This is a genomic window from Serratia sp. 121840015-1, assembly GCF_053627655.1.
In genome coordinates, this window is the sequence record NZ_JBSEYF010000014.1 from 1 (window position 1) to 20,586 (window position 20,586).

21 protein-coding genes and 2 pseudogenes are annotated in these 20,586 nt (G+C 55.8%); 10 read left to right on the forward strand and 13 right to left on the reverse strand.

Annotated features, from left to right (window positions below):
• Positions 1-474: pseudogene (locus tag ACUXAC_RS26350) on the reverse strand (hypothetical protein); the annotation flags it as partial.
• 84 nt (positions 475-558) lie between these two features.
• Between ACUXAC_RS26350 and ACUXAC_RS26355 the strand changes: the two are divergent.
• Positions 559-1,527, forward strand: a complete 969-nt coding sequence (locus ACUXAC_RS26355) for an IS110 family transposase (RefSeq protein WP_454267103.1) — start codon at positions 559-561, stop codon at positions 1,525-1,527.
• An 8-nt stretch (positions 1,528-1,535) separates the two neighbouring features.
• On the opposite strand, the gene ACUXAC_RS26360 is transcribed toward ACUXAC_RS26355, so the two are convergent.
• Complete coding sequence (locus tag ACUXAC_RS26360) at positions 1,536-2,909, reverse strand: ParB/RepB/Spo0J family partition protein (protein WP_454267104.1); 1,374 nt, start codon at positions 2,907-2,909, stop codon at positions 1,536-1,538.
• Positions 2,910-3,000: 91 nt separating this feature from the next.
• A complete protein-coding gene (locus ACUXAC_RS26365) occupies positions 3,001-3,291 on the reverse strand; it encodes a ribulokinase (RefSeq protein ID WP_149543309.1) in 291 nt (96 codons plus the stop codon).
• Between the two features lie 546 nt (positions 3,292-3,837).
• Here ACUXAC_RS26365 and ACUXAC_RS26370 point away from each other — a divergent pair.
• The 3 genes from ACUXAC_RS26370 to ACUXAC_RS26380 all read left to right on the forward strand — a co-directional run bounded on the left by ACUXAC_RS26370 (position 3,838) and on the right by ACUXAC_RS26380 (position 5,659).
• A complete protein-coding gene (locus ACUXAC_RS26370) occupies positions 3,838-4,473 on the forward strand; it encodes an AAA family ATPase (RefSeq protein ID WP_019454356.1) in 636 nt (211 codons plus the stop codon).
• A complete protein-coding gene (locus ACUXAC_RS26375; RefSeq protein ID WP_454267105.1) occupies positions 4,467-4,724 on the forward strand; it encodes a hypothetical protein in 258 nt (85 codons plus the stop codon). The genes ACUXAC_RS26370 and ACUXAC_RS26375 overlap by 7 nt, the downstream gene beginning before the upstream one ends.
• Positions 4,725-5,029: 305 nt before the next feature.
• Complete coding sequence (locus ACUXAC_RS26380) at positions 5,030-5,659, forward strand: plasmid fertility inhibition factor family protein (protein WP_342178143.1); 630 nt, start codon at positions 5,030-5,032, stop codon at positions 5,657-5,659.
• Between the two features lie 128 nt (positions 5,660-5,787).
• Here ACUXAC_RS26380 and ACUXAC_RS26385 read toward each other — a convergent pair whose 3' ends face one another.
• Positions 5,788-6,603 carry a tyrosine-type recombinase/integrase gene (locus ACUXAC_RS26385; RefSeq protein ID WP_265261867.1) on the reverse strand — a complete coding sequence of 272 codons (816 nt, stop codon included), beginning with the start codon at positions 6,601-6,603 and terminating at the stop codon, positions 5,788-5,790.
• Between the two features lie 418 nt (positions 6,604-7,021).
• Between ACUXAC_RS26385 and ACUXAC_RS26390 the strand changes: the two genes are divergently transcribed.
• Both ACUXAC_RS26390 and ACUXAC_RS26395 read left to right on the forward strand, forming a co-directional pair.
• Positions 7,022-8,164, forward strand: a complete 1,143-nt coding sequence (locus tag ACUXAC_RS26390) for a hypothetical protein (RefSeq protein ID WP_454267106.1) — start codon at positions 7,022-7,024, stop codon at positions 8,162-8,164.
• Positions 8,165-8,255: 91 nt separating this feature from the next.
• Positions 8,256-9,212 (forward strand): Rpn family recombination-promoting nuclease/putative transposase, encoded by a 957-nt coding sequence (locus tag ACUXAC_RS26395; RefSeq protein WP_454267107.1) that lies wholly within the window; start codon positions 8,256-8,258, stop codon positions 9,210-9,212.
• 315 nt (positions 9,213-9,527) lie between these two features.
• On the opposite strand, the gene ACUXAC_RS26400 is transcribed toward ACUXAC_RS26395, so the two are convergent.
• From ACUXAC_RS26400 to ACUXAC_RS26410, 3 genes are all read right to left on the reverse strand, one after another.
• The gene (locus ACUXAC_RS26400; RefSeq protein ID WP_224742601.1) at positions 9,528-9,680 is read right to left on the reverse strand and encodes a hypothetical protein; all 153 of its coding nucleotides are present in this window, start codon (positions 9,678-9,680) and stop codon (positions 9,528-9,530) included.
• A 458-nt stretch (positions 9,681-10,138) separates the two neighbouring features.
• Complete coding sequence (locus ACUXAC_RS26405; RefSeq protein WP_454267108.1) at positions 10,139-10,405, reverse strand: colicin immunity domain-containing protein; 267 nt, start codon at positions 10,403-10,405, stop codon at positions 10,139-10,141.
• A complete protein-coding gene (locus ACUXAC_RS26410; protein WP_454267109.1) occupies positions 10,402-12,201 on the reverse strand; it encodes an S-type pyocin domain-containing protein in 1,800 nt (599 codons plus the stop codon). The genes ACUXAC_RS26405 and ACUXAC_RS26410 overlap by 4 nt, the downstream gene beginning before the upstream one ends.
• 494 nt (positions 12,202-12,695) lie before the next feature.
• On the opposite strand from ACUXAC_RS26410, the pseudogene recA reads away from it, so the two are divergent.
• The 4 genes and pseudogenes from recA to ACUXAC_RS26430 form a co-directional block, all read left to right on the forward strand.
• Positions 12,696-13,706, forward strand: a pseudogene (gene recA / locus ACUXAC_RS26415) (recombinase RecA); the annotation flags it as partial.
• 98 nt (positions 13,707-13,804) lie between these two features.
• Positions 13,805-14,185, forward strand: a complete 381-nt coding sequence (umuD, locus tag ACUXAC_RS26420; RefSeq protein ID WP_052475507.1) for a translesion error-prone DNA polymerase V autoproteolytic subunit — start codon at positions 13,805-13,807, stop codon at positions 14,183-14,185.
• 53 nt (positions 14,186-14,238) lie between these two features.
• The gene (gene umuC / locus ACUXAC_RS26425; protein WP_454267110.1) at positions 14,239-15,513 is read left to right on the forward strand and encodes a translesion error-prone DNA polymerase V subunit UmuC; all 1,275 of its coding nucleotides are present in this window, start codon (positions 14,239-14,241) and stop codon (positions 15,511-15,513) included.
• A 71-nt stretch (positions 15,514-15,584) separates the two neighbouring features.
• Complete coding sequence (locus tag ACUXAC_RS26430; RefSeq protein WP_411262078.1) at positions 15,585-15,929, forward strand: YebF family protein; 345 nt, start codon at positions 15,585-15,587, stop codon at positions 15,927-15,929.
• Between the two features lie 16 nt (positions 15,930-15,945).
• Here ACUXAC_RS26430 and ACUXAC_RS26435 read toward each other — a convergent pair whose 3' ends face one another.
• From ACUXAC_RS26435 to ACUXAC_RS26460, 6 genes are all read right to left on the reverse strand, one after another.
• Positions 15,946-16,755 carry a lipid II-degrading bacteriocin gene (locus tag ACUXAC_RS26435; protein ID WP_454267112.1) on the reverse strand — a complete coding sequence of 270 codons (810 nt, stop codon included), beginning with the start codon at positions 16,753-16,755 and terminating at the stop codon, positions 15,946-15,948.
• Positions 16,756-17,833: 1,078 nt separating this feature from the next.
• Entirely contained in the window at positions 17,834-18,781 is a 948-nt protein-coding gene (locus tag ACUXAC_RS26440) for a Replication protein (protein WP_454267114.1), read from the reverse strand.
• Positions 18,782-19,275: 494 nt separating this feature from the next.
• Positions 19,276-19,536, reverse strand: coding sequence for a hypothetical protein (locus ACUXAC_RS26445; RefSeq protein WP_454267115.1), 261 nt, complete (start codon positions 19,534-19,536; stop codon positions 19,276-19,278).
• A 23-nt stretch (positions 19,537-19,559) separates the two neighbouring features.
• The gene (locus tag ACUXAC_RS26450) at positions 19,560-19,859 is read right to left on the reverse strand and encodes a PerC family transcriptional regulator (protein ID WP_197848602.1); all 300 of its coding nucleotides are present in this window, start codon (positions 19,857-19,859) and stop codon (positions 19,560-19,562) included.
• Positions 19,856-20,089 carry a hypothetical protein gene (locus tag ACUXAC_RS26455; RefSeq protein WP_454267116.1) on the reverse strand — a complete coding sequence of 78 codons (234 nt, stop codon included), beginning with the start codon at positions 20,087-20,089 and terminating at the stop codon, positions 19,856-19,858. The genes ACUXAC_RS26450 and ACUXAC_RS26455 overlap by 4 nt, the downstream gene beginning before the upstream one ends.
• A 56-nt stretch (positions 20,090-20,145) precedes the next feature.
• Positions 20,146-20,586 (reverse strand): hypothetical protein (locus tag ACUXAC_RS26460; protein WP_454267118.1); only part of this gene is annotated, 441 nt, incomplete at its 5' end.

A 20,586-nucleotide genomic window follows, 5' to 3' on the forward strand; every position in this document is an offset into this window, starting at 1 on the left:
CTGGTGCACGGCATCGAGCGACAGGCCGACGCAGTACGCCAGCAGCGCCACGACCTCGGCCTGTTCCCACGTCAGCAACCATGAGAAATCGGTATACCACTCCGGCGGCAATTTCGCCTCCCACTGCGCGTGCAGCTCGCCCAGCTGGCGATCGGCGCGGCTGCCTTCCGCCGTCGGGGCTTTGCTCAGCAGCTCCCCACGTTTTGGGGTCAGGCTGGTTTGGAGCAGCGATCCGGCGTAACGCGAACCGAACACCTTCACGGCCAGCGTGTGGGTGTGCAGCGCCAGCGCCACGGTCGGGTTCTCGACCAGCGCGCCCATCACCGCCAGCGTGCGCTCCGCCGACAGGCTGGTGATCAGCGCCGACGACAGCCCTTTCTCCTTGTATCTCGAAAACTCAGTAGTATTGTTTTTATAAGGTTTGGCACGGTGTATGCAGCCCGTTTTCTCCAGGGGTATACAGCCCGAAGCCAAGCGAATGGCGCATACACCGAGCCACTCATCTGAAACCCGAACAGTTGTCCGTACTCCATAACGTATTTGCAAGGAAGGGTAATAATGAGTCTGCCAAATCAAATCTGTGTGGGGATCGACGTGTCTAAGGCCACTCTGGATATCGTCGGAACCAGTGATATTTCGCATTTCACTATCGAAAATACCGCTGATGGGTTCGATGCAATTATTTCCGAGCTGAGGCAGCACGCTGTTGCTCTGGTTTTGATGGAATCCACCGGCGGGCTCGAAGCTGCCGTTGCCTGCTCGCTTCAGGCTGAAGGCTTTGAGGTTGCCGTTATCAACCCAAAGCAGGCCAGAGACTTTGCTCGTTCCATGGGGCACCTGGCGAAAACTGACCGCATTGACGCTATGGTGCTGGCTCAGATGGCGGAGGTACTTAACCGACATCCGGAGCGAGAACGCTTTATCCGCGCCATCCCTGATGCTGAACGACAGGTTCTTTTGGCAATAGTGGTGCGGCGCCGCCAACTGATCACAATGCTTACCGCTGAGCGTAACCGCATGCATCCATCGCATCCACAGGGGAAAATGAGCATCAGCATAATCATCAAAGCAATTGAAGATGAACTGGCGCGCATTGATAAGGTCATGATCAAACACATCCGAGTCCATTTTAAATCCCAGGCTGATCAGCTCAGCGACATAAAAGGCGTTGGTACGATGACTATTGCCGCTCTGCTGGCAGAAGTCCCCGAGCTTGGTAATCTCTCGCGCCGTGCAATCAGTGCGCTTGTCGGTGTAGCCCCTGTAAATAGGGACTCTGGGACAATGCGCGGGCGAAGAACCATATTCGGTGGGCGATCTGGAGTACGCGCATCGCTGTATATGGCCGCGCTTGTTGCAACCCGCCATAACCCCGTTATCAAGGCGTTTTATGTCCGCTTGGTTGCCGCAGGCAAGCCCAAAAAAGTGGCGCTGGTTGCCTGTATGCGCAAGCTTCTGACCATCGTTAACGCTATGCTCAGAAAAAACGAGGGGTGGGATGAATCGTACCATCTGACTACCTCATAAATTAACGTTCAAGACAGTTGCTTGGTTTTCGGTGCTGCCGTTTCGGAGGTCGCCGTGCCCTCGCCGTTGTCATCAGCGCCATTCCCGGTCGTTGCTTCACTCGCCCGCAGCACGATCCCACGCTGGTAAACCACCTCCCCGTCACGCAGGGACGCCACTACCCCGCCGCTGCTGCGCATCGCCGGAGGCCATGAACGAACGATCACCTGTGCCGTTAACCGCTCAATATCGGCCTGTACCGCGTCGCTTTCGACGTTCAGCGCGTGGGTATCGGTATCGGCATCCGCCGCCTCGAATGCCGCTTCCAGCTCACTGAACCGCGCTTTCAGACGGGCGATCTCGGCCTGTTCGTCAGCGGTAAATTCCGGCTGAGGTTCGGCCAGCTCGCGGTAAATCTCCGCATCCTCCCCCCACGTTTTAATGGCCGAAATGCGCCCTTCCGCCCAGCTCCAGCCCTCGTTCTCGGCCACCTGCTGCGCCAGCGCGTGCAATTTTTCACGGGCAAGACGCTCCAGCATCGCCGGTTCGGTCAAAAAGCCTTCGTCGGTAAACAGGTCAAATTTGAAGGTGCCGCCCGCCGCTTCGTAGACCTCGCGCCCGACGAACGCCAGTTGGTTGTTGTCTCTGGCCGAGACTTCGCCTTTCAGCACCGCCTCGCGCAGGTGCTGCGGCGCAGCCGCCCAGCCGTGCGCGTTTTCCCACACGTCACACTGACGTTGATGATCTTCGGTGGCCGACAACGCCTGCAGCTGGTCGAGGGTGATCTGGTCATCGGCCAGCGCATCGAGCAGCACCGGCGCCATCGTCGCCAGACGCAGGCATCGCTGAACGTGGCGCGTGCTGAACCCCAGCAGATCGCCGATCTGTGCCGGGGTTTGCCCGTCTGCCGACAGGTCGCGGAACGCCGTTACCTGATCGGCCGGGTGCATCTGCTCGCGCTGGCTGTTCTCCATCATCGACACCACACGCGCCATCGCCTTGCTGACGACCAGCACTTCAACCGGGTAATCGTCGGTCACGATGCCGTCCGGGGTGGTCTTGTCGGCGTCGTTCTCAAGTGACATCAACCAGCGCAGCGCCAGCGTGCGCCGCTCACCGGCGGCAACGCCGTAGCGGCCATCGTCCATTTCGAACACGACCAGATTCATCAGCAGACCGGCCGAACGGATGGAAGCGGCCAGCCCCTCGATCGACGTCTGCGAGGACTTTTTCTTGCGCACGTTCAGGTCGGTCAGCACCAGCTGGCCGAGCGTGGCGGTTTTGCGCACGGCCTTGGCCAGCGCCGCCTCGATTTTTTCCGTAAGCGCGTTTTTCTTGGCCGTAGATTTGGCCGGACGGGTTGTCTTGCCCTTGGTTGGTGCTTTAGACTCAGTCATAGACATGGTGTATCTCCGTTGATAATTGCCTGTTGAGCCAGCGTCAGAAATGGGGTTTCCGCGCTGGCGGTGAGAAAGCGGCAGCGATGCCGCTTTTTTATTGCCCTGAATTCATGCGCCAGTGGGTCATCGTCATCTGATCGCTGGCAGCCACCGGCCAGCCCCCGACGATCCACACCGAAATGGTGTCGAAATCCCCAAAGTCCGCGAACACCTCTTCCGCACCTGCCGGTACGACCGGCGGTTCAATGGTGCCGGTTGAACGACCGCACACCGCCTTCACATAGCAAAACAGGTCATACACCTGCGGTACGGTCAGAGCACTGTTGGTCTGTGCGGATGCCGCTGTAGGCTTCGATGTCGCGCCGTTGACGTTTTGTGGTTGCATGTTGCATTCCTCCGGGTGGTTGTTTGATGCCGCTGTGAGTATTCGCCGTCGCAATAAACTGATTCAGCACGGCGAAGAGCGGCACCAAGGGGCGGAGACAAAAAGTTTTTTTGAACGAAGGGAGGAAAAAGTTTTTGGCGGAGTGCATTTCACCCCTTGGTGTTTAAGCGAGACGCTGTGCTGTTATCAGTTGCGGCGGGAAGACTGACTGCGGCAGGCGTACCACGGAAGGATGAACGGGCACCCACCCGACACGAAGGCGCGACAGCGGCCGGCGGGGCGTCAACAGCGTCCTGCAGCCTGGCTGCAGGACAGTGAGTGCGGCGCCGGCATCGCCGGCTGCAAGCGGGGTTGCGTGAGGATGGAAGCCCGCAGGGGGGAGACGGCCGGCCGGCTCCCTGCGCAGCACGACAGCCGTCCCCACCGGGGCACGCCCATAGTAACAGGCTATACCTTAAAGCTGAGGTTCTACTATGTATTGACAGAGCACCAAAGTGGTACTAAATTAACGCCTAACAGGAGCCAACAAGGAACCAATTAAGCACCATGATTATACTAATTGGAAGTCAAAAAGGCGGTTGCGGTAAATCAACGACAGCAGTCAATATTGCCGCTGAATTGTCACGACAAGGGCATGATGTGATGCTGGTCGACTCTGACCGTCAAGGAACCGCATCTAACTGGATTGCAGACCGCAATGCGATCGAAGGCATAGCACCTATTCACTGCATTCAGAAATTCGATAACATTCGCGATACGCTACTCGATCTCGATAAGCGCTATGAATACGTGGTTGTTGACACAGCCGGTCGTGACAGTCGAGAGCTGAGAACGGGTATGACATCAGCCGATGTGCTGCTGGTTCCATTCAGACCTTCACAACCCGATTTAGATACGCTGCCACGGCTGACAGAAATTATGACGGAAGCTAAGGATCTCAATCCAAAGTTGAAGGCGATCGCCATGCTGACGCTCGCGCCGTCCAATCCAGTCATCAACGAGATCCAGGAAGCCAAAGAGTACCTCAAAGACTTCCCTGAGTTGGGGTTGATGAGCACGGTGGTACGAGACCGCAAGGTTTATCGGGATTGCATGTCCGAAGGACGTGGCGTGGTCGAAATGGATAATTCGAAAGCCAAAGCCGAAATTCAATGTCTGGTGAAGGAGTTGATGACATGGTAAAGCGCAGGGAACCCGTCGTTTCTCCAGCGGCAGTGGAAAAACGCATCGAAGAATTTGCAGCTGCAGCTGATCATGTCGTTACGCCGCTCAAGCAAACCGACAGTGAAGCACCGCGTGACTACAAGGCCATCCGTGTGCCGTTCAATCAATACGAGTATGAGTTGCTGGAGAAGTTATGCAAAAAAACCAACCGCTCTAAACTCAACATGATCCGGCATGCATTGAAATTTTATGATGAGCACGGGGAATAGGGCATCAAAATGAGACCAAAAAGGAGCCTTTAAGGCTCCTTTTTGATACCAAAACAACACCATTTTATCATCATATTACAACGCATCTGATACGGAAGCGTTGGAGCCTTTTCGCGCCCCGGATTTTCCTCCCCCTCAGAACTAAGCAACGGTGTACGCAGCCAGATTACCCACCTGGCGTTCAGGACTTCAACGCAAGCCGGTCAATATTCCATGAAGGACTTGTGTCGGCGTGAATAAAAGCGTCAAACCGGTATACTAATGGTATCATTTTGGCATCAATACAACCCAATAAAGGAACCGTTATGACACCTGATCTAATCGGTAAACACGTTGCCATCAGTGACTATCCTGTACACCTGGTCGAGGGGGTGTACAGCTGCAGGTATAACGACATTATTTATTGCCGATTCAAAATTCCGCTGCGGCAGGGTGAATTTGCCTATATGGAGCAGGCGATTTCTGACACCAGTGAGCATTACATCGTCGTAGCCGATAGGGATAAGTTGCTGTCAGCCTGGCGTAACACGCCGAATTCCATTGTGCCTGAACTCAGCCGCGGTGATGAGGCCGCCTGGCGACGTGACCGTAAATTTCACGAAGCAGAAAGATGCTTTAGCATTGGCGCGGGCAACCCGGTGCCGCTGGCCACTCCGACATGTCGGTTTATTCTAGAGCGTGGCTTGCCAGTTCCTGCGCTTGATTTTGTCGATGGGATCACTCGAACAATTTGGCTGCTGGCGAATGGAGCCGATCGCTTGCCTGTTCATGCCTATAATCACCATGACGCCCTGTTGCTGCAGCGTGGGATCGGGCATAGGGCTGCATCGCCAGTGTCAGTAAAGACGTTATTTTTCCAGTACGCCGGCGCAGTCTTGCCACGTCATCTACGCTATAAAGCCGCCCCCAAGCACATCAAATTGGAGCCTAAATAGCACCAATAAAGCACCATATAAATACCGAATTAGTACCAAACTAACACACTATAGTTAATACGCTCTACATCATGGATGTCGCCCGACTAGCTGTGTAAAAGAAGCACCTAAATAACACTAAAAAGGTACTAATCAAACACCTTTTTTACACCATTATCGGCCAGCTGCAGCATCTCCGCCGCCACGCCGACATCCATCGAGAACGGCACGCCACCCCGGCCTGATACCGTGTCGAGACTGAACACTTTCAGGTAGACCTGCGTCGATTTAAAATCCTTATGACCCATCAAGGCCTGCAGCGTCAGCGGCGCCACCCCATGAAACAACAGATGCATCGCAAAGCTGTGCCGGAATGTGTGGGGGGTGACGCGCGCCAGGCTGAACCGCACGCCCTGACGATCAGCCTCACGGAGCACCTTCTTCAACCAGTTGCGCGCAGTGTCATCGGTCACCGGCCAGATCGGTTTGGTCTTGTGCTCGGTAAAGGTGTGGATGTGATCGCGCAGCCGCGCCGCAAAGGGCCCGTCCTCGAGCGCCACCGTGCGTTTGACCGGGGATGCCGTTCGGGCGGTCGGTCCCGGTGCATTGAGTTTCAGCGCCGGCGGCCGGCCAACCCTGGGGTTGAGCCGCTGCTTGAGGGTACGCAGCGTGACGAACGCCGGCGTCGCATCAAATTCCACGTCCGCCGGACGTACCGCCAGTGCCTCATTGATCCGTGCGCCGGTGTTCCACAAAAACTCGAACAGCGTGCGCTTTTCCAGGTCGTGGCAGCAGGACAGTAAGACAGCGATTTCCGGCGGCAGCAGGTAGTAGGGCAGATCGCCATGCAACGCGGCGCGGTTGCGCAGGGTAAGCGCGCGCACATAGCGGTCATCGCCGGCCAGCAGATCGCCGCCGATCGCGCTACGTAAAATCTGAGAGTTTTGCAGGAGGGCAGGGCGCATTTTTTCGTGATCCGCAATCAGTGACTTTCAGTCTCTATTTTGCCGCAACCGCGCCGGGTGATCGCTCACAATAATTTTTGTGGCGCAGGCCGCGGTTCGGTTAAATCATCCTGAATGGAAGTTTAACCGAATCGCCGACGAATGCCAGATCTGACACCGGGGCCTGGCGGTGCCGGCAGAAGGGCATACCAACACAACATGCAGTAGCTCAAACGGGACGCTCAGGCACAAGATGTAGCGTTATCCACAGAAACGGTGGATAAGTGCGGCGGTTCGGCAGAATGGGCGTTTTACCGAAACACAATACAAACGCTATACTTCCTCTATCCAGTTCGGAGCATACCGGAAGTGGCCGGCAACAGTTGTCACCTCATCACGACCACTATCGCAGTAATTTTTGCCAAGGGAGGCCAGAACAATGAGCGTCACAATATTCAGAAAAATGAGAGGACGCATTGTTCCCCTCACCGTTGATGAAGAACACGCTTCAGAATACGAGTCTCATGACTATAAAAAAACACCAAAACATAAAGTAACCACGAATAAATTTGACTCTATCACGTCGTTCACTGTACCCAATGCCACTTGCAATAAATGTGGCAAGGATGTTTTCTATTATGAGAATTCATACGGTTCACGGGTACTCTTTGATGCCTTAGGCCCCCCCTGGCCAATTCATCCGTGTTATCATTCAGAACCGGTATTGAAAAAACAAACGAAACCGGCAAGCGCGCCGGGGTGGGAACCCGTTTTAATTGAAAAAGGCGTCATCACATCCAGTGGCGCATTACGGATACAAGGGGAAATCCGTGGCGCGACAATCAGATTTACGTTCGAAGCAACTGATTTTTTAAAAATGCACGTTGACATAAAGGATGTAAAAAATCTCATTGTGTTTGCCGCCAGGGAGAAAAGCAAGGTACAGACGCACAACGGCAAAAGGACGTTTACCTGTCGCTACGAGCTTGTATCAGAAAAGGAAGATAATGATGATTTCCAACGGGATACTAGCGTCACGCCAGATTTAATGTCGGTGACGCCCGCAGAGAAAAATACATCCGCCGCTACACAAGCCCCCATTTCCTCCGTATCAACACCGCATATTGTGGGCACGTTAACAATAAGAAACATTGAATTGGTTGTTGATGAAAAGGAAAACATGACGGCTATCGTTAACGGTAATCTTAATAAACGTTTTCGCGTAAGCTATCTTCTTCTCGAGTATGAGAAAATCAATGAACTGTTGTCAGAATTAGAGAATAATAAGAAAGAAACCCGCATCACAACCTGCTTTGTCAAAGACTCTGAAGATGAAATAACCCTGGTATTTCCTAATAAAATCGGTGGTACAGAAAAAACATTCAATGTCAGTTTCGTAAAAAAGAAACTCGCGGACAGCTTGCCCCGCGTACAGTCGACACACAACGAAAAACCGGCTCCCCGTCCAATGGTACTTCATAGAAAGAAACGAGAACGTTCATTAGAGGAACAGATAGGCAGCTTGGCCACAAAAATATCCTCATCCATGGCAGATGCATTTCTCAATGCTAAAAAGAGATAGTCGCTGGGCCGGCGCCGGTTCAGGAACGGTGAGGATATCAGCCGCTTCACCGAGAGTAGGGCGAAATGAGGGATCATGCTACGATACCACGATGAAAACGACACCCACTGCGCACGACGCGCTGTTCAAACAGTTTTTGACGCACCCGGAAACCGCCCGCGACTTTCTGGACGCACACCTGCCGCCGGCGTTGCGCCAGGCGTGCGACCTGAGCACCCTGCGTCTGGAATCCGGCTCATTCGTCGAGGACGACCTGCGTGCGTACTACTCAGACGTGCTTTATTCGCTGAAGGCCGGGCAAGGCGACGGCTATATTTACGCCCTCATCGAGCACCAATCGACGCCGGACAAAAACATGGCGTTTCGGTTGATGCGGTATGCCATTGCCGCCATGCAACGACATCTGGCTGCCGGCAATGAACAGCTGCCGCTGGTGATCCCCGTCCTGTTCTATCATGGTCAGGTAACCCCCTACCCGTATCCGATGAACTGGCTGCAGGGCTTCAGTGATCCGGCGCTGGCCGGCCAGCTGTACGGGGGTGATTTTCCACTCGTTGACGTCACGGTCATTCCGGACGATCAAATCATGCAGCATCGCCGCGTCGCCATTCTGGAGCTGCTGCAAAAGCACGTTCGCCAGCGTGACCTGGCCGATTTGCTGGAACAGCTGGTCACGTTGCTGCTGGCCGGTTACACTACTCAGGAGCAGCTGACATCACTGATGCATTACATGCTGCAGGTTGGTGAAACCCGCAACCCGGGCGAATTACTATCAACCCTGGCATCACGGGTGCCGGAACACGAGGACACGCTGATGACGATTGCAGAAAAGTTGAGAGAAGAAGGGCGCCAGAAAGGACGTCAGGAAGGGCGTCAGGAAGGACGAATCGAGGGGCTGCAACTTGGCGAAGAAAAAGGGCGCCAGGAAGGCGAGCGCGATGCGGCGCTGAAAATCGCCCGCGCCATGCTGGCCAGCGGGCTCGATCGCGAGTCGGTAATGAAAATGACCGGGCTGACGGCCGACGACCTGGCGCAAATTCACCACTGATAGAGCGCCACAAAGCTTTCCACTGCCGGCTCGTTAAACCGAGACGAGTCGGCAAAAAAATCGTCGCTACTTCCGACCTGACAAAATATAACTTAATAAAGTTAGCGCCCCAGCAATAACACTGACTACACTGAAAACTAAAGCGGGAATGGATGTCCTGTTTTCGGTTTGCATACCCTGCGCCATGAACATCATTAAAAAAACAGCAGCCATCACAAATAGCAGCGCGGCAAATACACCCAAACGTATTTTGTCCAAAATATCACATCCCTGTTAGTCCCTGTCATCGGGGTTGATTCATCCTAAAATATCTATTCATTTAATTACCAGCATCCTGACGCGTTGTCGTAACGTTTCTGCAGGAAGAGCATCAATCTCCGGTAACAGCGCCGCCAGAGACAGGGCCTGGATGGCCAACTCAATTGCCCTCGGCGGATCAGCATGCTCATAGCGGATGTAGGTACGCATCGAAATCCCAAACTCCTTTGACGCCCGTTCCTGGGTCCATCCCAGTCCCGTTCGCCATAGTTTCAGCTCAAACCCCGTCATCACCGCCCCCTAAAACATGTCATTTTGTCATATTACAGCAATGCTGTTTGGCAAACAATGACACCAACAGCAAGTGACGATCACGCCTGGAAACACAACATTTTGTACCTTATTCAGCTGCTTTAGACACAACATCTTGTGTCTGCCGGAGCTGGATGGCAGATAACGATCAGACCCTCTGAAATCGTGCTAAGTCGCAACAGTTGAGAGAGGGGTTTGAGGCCGTTAAAAGCGGCGTCAACGGCAGAAAATATCTCAACGTGAGTTTTCGTTCCACTGGGCGTCAGACCCTGTGTCCCCCCATCGAATTACATGCATAAAAAACGCCATCCTGTAGGATGGCGTTATCTATAGATATTACTTGAAAATCCTAGACGTTAAAGAAGTTTAAACTTTTCCAATGTATCTTTTACTTCCTTTCTTAAGCCAGATTCATCCAGTTCATAGTCCGCCCTATCAGCTTCAGGTTCAAAGCGTTCAGCTACCATGAATAACTCTTCACCACAATTTAGAACATTTTTATCTTGATCCTTAACACCGTATAGCTTCCGCCTTTCAACGCATATTTGCTCAGAAAATTGAATAGCTGTAACTTTTGAGGCCAAGAAATTTTTAGCCAGTTCAATTATCGACATTTTGTTCATAAGTCACCGGTCTCCAAATAAATTTTACCGTTCTCTGCATCAGGGTTGATTTTCCATCCTGACAAAAAATCACCATTAGGTTTAAGAACAACAACTCGCATAGTTTTAGGATTGAAATACACTTTAGACCCTTTCTCTCTTCGGTATGTCCCTTTCTCTACGGTTTCTTTGTCTGCTAAATGCGCCTCAATAGCATCCCTGAACTTAGTCAACGTTTCACGATTTTTCTTCGTGTCACTAACCCCAAAATCACCAGCATGTTTATACTTTCTGTCCAGTTGCTTACGCGTAAATCGCCCCGAGTCAAGAGGATCACTCAGCACTACATACACCGGCTCCACACCCGTTCCCGACGCATCCGGTCGCCAGTAGATAAAATCCTGTAGTCCGTTGTGGTCTGCGACCGGCGTCGTGGTCACCGTGATGGTGTCCACCGGTTTCACTTCCGTGCCAGTATGGACAGGGGTCACCGGGACCGGAGGCGGTGGAGTGCCGGTATTTGACGGCGCTGAGGGCGGCTGAGCCGGGTTAATCAGGATGGTCCGCGCAGGGACGCCTGCACCGGCAATTGCCGGAACGGTAATACGGTCCAGACCTGTTTTCGGATCACGCACCCCCGTCAGCACCTGCACCGCAGCCGGAATACCGCCGTTACCGGTTTTCATCAGCTGCAGCGCCAGTTGTCCATTGCTCTTCACCAGACTCCCACGCGCCGGCATATTCACGGTTTTCATCCCGGCCTCTATCGCCTTAGCATCCGCCAGAGCCCGCGCCGGAAACGCAAACAGCGCAGGAACGTCGCGCCCTGGAACTTGATCACTACCCTGACCAGCAGGTTTTGAATGGAACCAAAGAGTCGCCATCGATGCCTTAAGAAGCCCAGGACTGACCGCAGGGACGGACAGTTTGGACAGCGCATTACTGAACCAGTTGGTAATACTGCCTGCCACATCACCGGCAGCTGTCCACACTCCGGCTCCGGCCACCGCCATCTGCGCCGTCCCCGGCGTCTGATTCAGCACCATCGCACCCGGCGCTTTGAGCGCCTTATTCGCTTCTGCTACCATCGCCGATGTATACACGGGAGCGGGTTTCACCCCGGCTTTGTCGAACAAAGCCTTACGTGCTTCCTCGGCCTTACGGGCTTCCTCGGCCTTACGGGCTTCCTCGGCCTTGCGGGCTTCCTCGGCCTTACGGGCTTCCTCGGCCTTGCGGGCTTCCTCGGCCTTGCGGGCTTCCTCGGCCTTACGGGCTTCCTCGGCCTTGCGGGCTTCCTCGGCCTTACGGGCTTCCTCGGCCTTGCGGGCTTCCTCGGCCTTGCGGGTTTCCTCGGCCTTACGGGCTTCCTCGGCCTTACGGGCTTCCTCGGCCTTGCGGGCTTCCTCGGCCTTGCGGGCTTCGGCTTCGGCTTTCGCTCTTGCCTGCGCGTCCAGTTCCCGTTGCAACCCTTCGTTACGTTGCCCGCTGAATACATGGAGAAATTGCGCAAACCGCTGCATGTATATTCTTTTTGCGTTCGCACCATCGCCTCGACGACAGGCATCCAGCAATTCACGATAATGCTTGTCGTTTTTTATATATGGGCAATTTTTCTTTCCGCAGATAAAACAAATATTATTGGCCAGACATTCTTTGACTTTTTCATCCAACCCGGGGATCGGAATTGCAGTGACCGTCAGGGTTTCCTCTCCATTTTCCCAATTCCAAGATCCGTTTTGCCAATATAATCCGGGTTCAGGTGGCACCCCGTTATTATAATTATACGGATCGTATTTAACTTCCCATTTATGCTCCATAAAATCTCCTTTTTGATATCTGTCATTTTGCACACAAACACTGTATTTATATATAGTGTTTGATGCTAAACCCTCCTCTCAAGCCCGTCAATCAAATGATAATCATTCTCGTCTGTGCCAAACATGACACAAAAAAGCAGCCGCCTGCGACGGCTGTCACAGTGACAAAGGTGGGTTAATCCCGGCTGCGCGTCCGTTCCCACTCCAGTTTCTGCAACCTGTCATACTCGCGGGGGATATTCTGAAAGGAGATTAGAGAGCATTAAATTTCAACTTAAACAATGAATTATCTCCTTAACGTACGTTTTCGTTCCATTGGCCCTCAAACCCCAGAGACAGAAAAAAATCCACTTCAAAATGAGCGAGTTGTTCCTCTAATAGCTGAAAGTCGCGCCCTATCGCTTGTCATTCCCCCTCAGATTTATATTATACTGGTTATGCATACAGTGTAATTATAATAACAGGTTTCGTTTCCGACCAGAGGAGAACATAAAATGAGCAACGCATCACGCACTCGCACACCGCAGGACACGGCCGGCACGCAGGAAAGTCGCGCCAAAGCCCTGCAAAGCGCCATCACCGCCATCGAGAAAGCGTTCGGCAAGGGCGCCATCATGCGCCTGGGCGACAATCACGGCATGGCCGTCGAACGTATCGCGACCGGCTCGCTCGGCCTCGACATCGCGCTCGGTGGCGGCCTGCCGGTCGGCCGCATCACCGAAATCTACGGCCCCGAGTCGTCCGGCAAGACCACTGTCGCCCTGTCGGTCATTGCCTGTGCCCAGCGCGCCGGGCTGCAATGCGCCTTTATCGATGCCGAGCACGCGCTCGATCCGCGTTACGCGCAGCAGCTGGGCGTCGATATCGGTGAACTCCTTATCTCCCAGCCCGACACCGGCGAGCAGGCGCTGGAAATCTGTGACGCCCTGGTGCGCTCCGGCGCCGTCGGCGTGGTGGTGGTCGATTCCGTCGCCGCCCTGGTGCCGAAAAACGAGCTGGAAGGCGAGATCGGCGACGCCCAGATGGGGCTGCAGGCCCGCATGATGAGCCAGGCGATGCGCAAGCTGAAGGGCAGCATCAACACCACCCGCACGGTAGTGATCTTCATCAACCAGTTGCGCATGAAGATCGGCGTGATGTTCGGCAACCCCGAAACCACCGCCGGCGGCAACGCCCTCAAGTTCTATGCCTCGGTGCGTCTCGACGTGCGCGGCGCCGGCAACGTCAAGGAAGGGGAGACCATCATCGGGCGGGATACCAAAGTGAAGGTAGTCAAGAACAAGGTCTCGCCGCCGTTCCGCCAGGCGCAGTTCCGGCTGCTGTTCGGCGCCGGCATCTTTCTCGAGGGCGAAGTGCTGGATCTGGCCGTCGACGCCAAATATATCCTCAAGACCGGCGCCTGGTACGAGTATCAGGGGGAGAAAATCGGGCAGGGGCGCGAGAAGGCCGCCGGCTGGCTGCGCGACCGTCCCGACGTGGTGGCCACATTGACCACGCAGCTGCGCACGCATTACCTGCAGGCGGCGCTGCCGGCCGCGGATTCAGCCGACGCGGACACGCCCCCGGATGACGATGCCTGGCAGAGCACGCCGGAGGCCGTGTGATGCCGGTACGCCTCTATGACGCCGGCGTGCCCTGCGGGTTTCCGTCGCCGGCGCAGGACTACCTCGAGCAGCGCCTGTCGCTGGACGACATCTGCATCCGCCACCCGGAGAGCACCTACCTGGTGCGCGCCGAGGGGCAGTCGATGCAGGACGCCGGTATCCTCGACGGCGACCTGCTGGTCGTGGAGTGTTTCTACCGGGCGCAGCACGGCGACATCGTCATCGCCACCGTCGACGGCGAGTTCACCTGCAAGCGCCTGCAGCTGCTGCCCCGGCCGATGCTGTTGCCGGCCAATCCGGCCTTTGCGCCCATCCCCCTCGGTGACGACATCGAGACCGTGATCTTCGGCGTGGTGCGCCACGCCATTCACACGCTGTAACCCGGCCCGGTTATCGCCATCTGCCCATTCAGCAAAGCCCGGAGAACTCCGCCATGTTTGCCCTGGTTGACGTCAACAGCTTCTACGCCTCCTGCGAAACCGTCTTTCGCCCCGACCTGCGCGGCCGTCCTGTTGTGGTCCTGTCCAACAACGACGGCTGCGTCGTCGCGCGCAGCCGCGAGGCGAAAGCCTGCGGCATCAAGATGGGGGAGCCCTGGTTCAAAATCGCCCGGGACGCCGAGCGGCAGGGCGTAGTGGCGTTTTCGTCGAATTATGCCTACTACGCCGACATGTCGCATCGGGTGATGGCCATCCTTGGCCAGCTGACGCCGCGACTGGAAGTATATTCAATCGATGAATGTTTCTGCGATCTGACCGGTATCCCGGCCGCGCAGCTGGAATCGCTCGGTCGGCGGCTGCGTGAAGAGGTGCAGCGCCGCACCCACCTGACGGTCGGCGTCGGGATCGCGCCGACCAAGACGCTGGCCAAACTGGCCAACTACGCCGCCAAGACCTGGCACAAGACTGGCGGCGTGGTCGACCTGAGTGCGCCGGTGCGCCAGCGACGCCTGATGGCGCACGTGCCGGTAGAGGAAGTGTGGGGCGTTGGCCGGCGGATTGCCCGCCGGCTGGCGACGATGGGGATCAGCACCGCGCTGCAGCTGGCCGACATGCCGGCGGCCGCGGCGCGCCGTCAGTTCTCGGTGGTGCTCGAGCGCACGGTGCGCGAGCTGAACGGCATCGCCTGCCTGGGCCTGGAGGAATTTGCGGCACCGAAGGAGCAAATCGTCTGCTCCCGCTCGTTCGGCGACAAGCCCACCGAGCTGGACAGCGTCAGTCAGGCAGTCTGCGCACATGCCGAGCGCGCGGCACAAAAGCTGCGTGGCGAGCGGCAGTTCTGCCGGCACATCTCGGTGTTCGTGGCCACCAGTCCGTTCGCCGCCGGCGAGACCTATTACGGCAACCAGGCCACCACCCGACTGGCGACGCCCACCCAGGACAGCCGTGACATCATTCAGGCCGCCCGGCGGGCGCTCGAACGGATCTTCATCGCCGGCCACCGCTATCACCGCTGCGGCGTGATGCTGGGCGATTTCACCAGCGAACGTGTGGCGCAGTTCGGCCTGTTTGACGACGCGCCGCCGCGCAAAAACAGCGATCGGCTGATGCAGCTGCTCGACAGTCTCAATCAGGACGGCCGGGCGCCGGTGTGGTTTGCCGGGCAGGGTATTCCCGATCGGGCCGATAGCTGGAAGATGAAACGACAGCGGCTGTCGCCGGCCTGGACCACGCGGCTGAACGATGTGCCTGTCGTGCGTCTGAAATAACGCTCTACTTCACCGTCAGCACACAAAACGGTGCTACTCTTAGCGAGTATCGACATTACTGAGGTCAGATCATGACACTTAACAGGAAGTTTTCCATCTTTATTGTAGCAATAGCCGTACTTATTCTTGGCGTGTTATTTTACCCGAAGAAAAAGTGCAGCGATTACACGCAGGAAGCTGTGATTGAGGCGATCAAGAGCGATTTCATCAACAATAGAATGGCACGTTGGACGGCAGATCCTGAATATTTGGGCACCCGAAAACCTGATATTCTGATAGACCGTAAGGAAGTATCGGTATCGGATGTCTACCAGATTCCCTTTACCGCCAGGGGTCCCGCTCACGAGAAAAAATATTTTGCCATTTACGCCTGCAAAAACGGCAGCATTGAGTATTCCACCAATGAGGGCGGCTAACCGCCCCCATCGAGACTTAACGGAACCCGTTGCCCTGAACGGCAATTTCACCGGGAAGGGCGATCTGATACTCAGTCCCCTTCATTTTATTAAGGACGACTGTTGACGCTTCAGCGATTGGCCCACGGTAATTACTCGGGTTTGCATCGTAAGTATCATTATATCCGCGCACAACCCCGTTATAATTCCAGGCTCCGCTGGTTTCAATTGTTAATGTACCTTCTGTCTTAAGCGTCACGTTCCCGAGATAAGCGGCAGGGATAATACCATCAAGCATCGTGTCTCTATTAAAGCGCTCCGAAATATTGAATGTTCCAACAGCACCGCTATTCACAATTTTCATTACGGGATCGATCTGATTTGGTTGAATACGGAACCCTACATCCTGCATGTTGACGAATCTTTCACGTCCATTCCCCCATAGATAATGCGCCCAGGCAGTAATAGGTGTGGTTACATCGCCGGTTAGCTGACTGGATGCGTTTTTTACATAATCAAACTCACCTAATGGATGATTATTATACGCTGCCCATACACCTGCTTCACGATTATTTAAAAGGTGATTATCAGCCGCACACATATTCCTGATATTGTTTAATACGACCTGCATCGTCAGTGGGTCATTAAGATCATGCTCATTCATGTACTTTACAAGAAAATTAGCATAATCGACGCAGAATTTAGGGGTGCTAAAATAAGGCATAACAACCTGAATTAATACCTGCTGATTAGTCACTGCGGGGGTGCTTGGAACAAACAAAATTCCACCACCATAACCAGCAGCAGGGGCTGGAGGAGTCGTTGTTACTGTGATTGTATCGCTCATGGTTAATTCCTCTTTTGATTAAACAAGGTGCGTAACTGTATGCACAACCAGTAATTTATCCTGTCGATACCGTTATAGCGATTGAGCCGTGTTGTGCCCTTGCTCTCACAACAGCAGTGGGGTATGCGCGTTAGCGCATGGAGGCGACAGCTGAGCGGCAAGAGAACGCCATCAGGTCAGGGTCGCCGGTAGCGCGGCGAAGCCGCCCTGCTTTGATAGATTTCACCTATCCCATCCCTTGCCCTGTAAGACTAGTACTGCTAAACGCGACGTTAATCGTTGTGTGCGCGGTCGGAGTGGCCATGGCAAGGCGTAGCCGCCGCCGGGGCGTATCTCCGCGTTGGCGGGCCATAAGGGCCGCCTACGGGCGTGTACGATAGAACTTACAGCGATGCTACTTAAAGCGACTCAACTGCTAGTTACAACATCCATCATTAAAAGCGACACTGTTCCGGCCCTTTGGGCCGGGGCGAGGCCGCTTTTCAGCGGTGGTATAAGGTATCTGGTGGTCGTGCCAATGGCTAGGTGGTCAGGTTTGGCGCTGAAAAGATGCCGGTCCGTTGGTACTGACGGCGTCCGCTGGCTGTTTATGCCTAACTTGGGGTTTGATCAGGTGATTTCTGCACGTCTAGATTCCGAGACTGGTCAGTCGGGCACTGCAGTTGCTTCCGCGAGTGACTGATTTCAGGGTTATCGGCAGTTTTCTGCAGGAGGAAGGATTGTTTTGCCCGAACAGCGTGAGGGAGGTACTCAATTGCACAGGCGTGAGCCGGTGCGTTGAGTACTCCCTTGAAAAGGGCATATTTTGTTCAGAAACAACGTTCGAAATTAAACGTTATCCCGCGTAATAGTTCGAAGTTAACTACATCTACGAAATTAATGCCGAAGTTAATGACGACGCTGCCGTTGAACGGCATTGCCAATGGTTGTCATCGCCGTTTTCTGTCGTTGAGAATGCGGGTTTTAAGTCGGTGTCACGATGCCGGCAGTCTCTTAACGGTCGTGTTCCTGGATAGCGCCCACGGGAAACGCCCCGCAGGCGGTGGCCAGCAGGGCGGATGTCGTGAGTTGTGAGGGGTCAGGTCGGCAGGGCGCCGGCGCGCTCCAGCAATAAGCGGTAGTAGGCTTCCGGGTCCTCCGTCAGCAGCCCCGGTTGCTCGCGCTTGATCGTTGCCTCCAGCTGCATCGCCTGAATGGGCGAGCCTTGCATCGACCAGCTCACCCAGGCCTGGTAGAAGCCGTTTTGCTTGCGGCGTCGGGCGCTGGCCAGCTGCCTGATGCTGTCGGCGGTGTCGTCCAGCAGGGTGTCGAGACGGTGCTCATTCTGCTGGCGTTTGGCCAGCTCGTTCTCGATGGCGGCTTCGGCGTCCTTTTTGAGGTTCTGCAGGTCGGGGCTCACCACCCAGCGCTTGATTTGCTTCAGGCGGTTTTTCAGCGAGTGTTGGCGCTCGATATCGATACCCAGATGCGCAATGCGCACCAGGTGACGCTCGTATTTCTGCTTGAGCGTCTCGGTCAGGCCATTTTTCATCGCCCATAACCGGTACTGGTTCAGCCACTGGCGGATATCGTCCACCGCAATGCCGTGGCTGGTGAAGAACCGGTCGGTCAGCCAGAGTCGCAGCGGCTTGTTCTGCCCGGAGTCGCTGTCGCGGCCGCGCGACACGATGACGTATTCGAGCTGCTCGAGCACCGACAGCGCGTTCAGTGCCACGTCATACGCCTTGCGTCCACTCTCGTAGACGTGCAGCACCCCCATGTACTTAGCCACGGTTTCGAACGGCAGGAGGATTTCAAACGGGTAATGGCTGGCCGGATTGTAGTCGCAGTTCGCCCCCAGCACCTGAGTCAGCGCAGTGAGCGCCTCGCGACTCTCGCTGCGAGCGCATATTCGCATCGGTTTGGGGCGGTAGTTCGGGTTGTTGCGCTGGGTATAGGGGATATAACCCTGCCGGCGAAGCTCGATCAGGTCGGCATTACGCCGCCAGTCATGCCCCGACATGCGGGCCACCACCTTGCTCGCCATGCCTTTCGGCACCGCGCATTGCCGCGATGGCGTGTAATGTCGATGAATTTTTTGTTGCCCGCGACGTAAAGTATTGTTAGCACCCCGGCGGGAAGGTGTTGATTTCGCAGGATTTGCCTGCGCAGCAGTTTGACTATACATGCTCCCCTGCACTTAAGGTCGGCAGGGGATATTGATTTTGATTACGCAGCATGGCTATACTCTCTGCAGGCCAGCGCCTGCTTACGAACCCCCGAATTACGTCTTCCGACCAAAGATGAGCGTTATTCGGGGGTTTTTGCGTCTGGAGCTCCGCTCCAACCCATCCACCTTCTGGCGTGGACAACCATCAAATGCAAAATTTTTCCCACATTACCAAATTTTCCCCGTTGCCAGCAAGCGGCAACCGGGCAGCGCGCGCAGAAAACACGCGCAGGCAAGCGTCGCCGGCAAATGCCGGTGGTCATGACGCCATGAGAAAATTGTGCAGGCCTGCAGATTACGCAGGCAACGTGTCAGCGGCCGCGGAGGCGGCGCATCGGTGTCGGCGGATGCCAGTAATAATCGGCAACCGGCGGTAGCGCCGGACGGGAAGTCCGCGGGCGCCGTGTGGTGGGGGCAGCGCTCAGCTGTGCCAGGTAGTCGTTCAGTATCACCTGTTTCTGCAGTTTCGACAGGCGATAGCCCTGGTCGAACTCGGGCCGGGCATACAGACCCGTCAGCACAGTACGCTGGTACTCATCGAGATCTTGCGCGGTTTTAGGTCGTCGGGTCACGGCGTCCTCCTCCTCCTGTTTGATTATTCCATTCGCCACAGATCCGGGCCGTTCGGCACGCCGTTTCTCGCCACGAGCGTCGCGCCCGCCGGCGCGGTGCCGTCACTGACACGCTGGGCCGGTGCCGCCACCTGCGCCAGACAATAACGTAGGCGCTGCAGCACCGCTTCTGCCACGCGGTCGTCGGCCTCTCGCAGCAGTACCTGCTGCCAGCGCGTCGCGGCGCGGCGCCACAGACCCAGCGTTTCCAGATGCAGGGCCTGGGCATCTGCCGGCAGCGCGTCGTCCTGCGGCCGGTAACCGCGGTGGTGGCCGGCGCTCATTTGCCGAACGCCCGTTCGCGGGTGTCCAGATCATCATCGCTGGCCAGCAGCCCGTCAACTGACACGTCCCTGTCTTTCCAGGCCAACAATGACCTGATGTCGTCTGAGCGTCGTTGACGATGCGCTTTGATCAGGTTGCGCCGCCGGGCGTTGTCGGCCATTGCCTTGCGTGCCAGGTCGCCGCGCACCTTCAACATGGCCAGGTACAGCCGGTATTCCTGTTTATCCATGGCATGATTTCCTTTTTGGGGATGGATGGGGCGTGCCAATTTTATATTGGGACGACTCAGTCATCGGACAACCGGCGGGCGTCAGCGCCTCGAACTGGTTCATCACGCTGTGGCATCACCAGGTTGAGCACGCCGATATCGGCTATCACGGCCCGCACCAGCGCCCAGCATTTGATAAATGCCAGCACGTTGAGCAGCGGAAAAAGCCAGTAGCTGCTGCGCCCCAGAGCAATTCCCACCGACGGCGGAAAAATCACCGCAATCACCGTGAGGCAGGCCATCAGCGCATTGAGGTGGCCACTGCGCTCAAACACCCGCTGCGTCTGCCGTCGCCCCGGCGCCGAGAACGTCGTTTGCGGGCTTAATCTGACCAGCGTCGGGTGCAGCAGGGCCGTCACCGGTAACAGGCCGGGGCGTTTCACCAGGCCCAGCAGCGCCTGCTCTACCTGGTCAGTGACCCGGTGATGGTGGGCAAAGCGGTGAATGGTCTCGCGCGC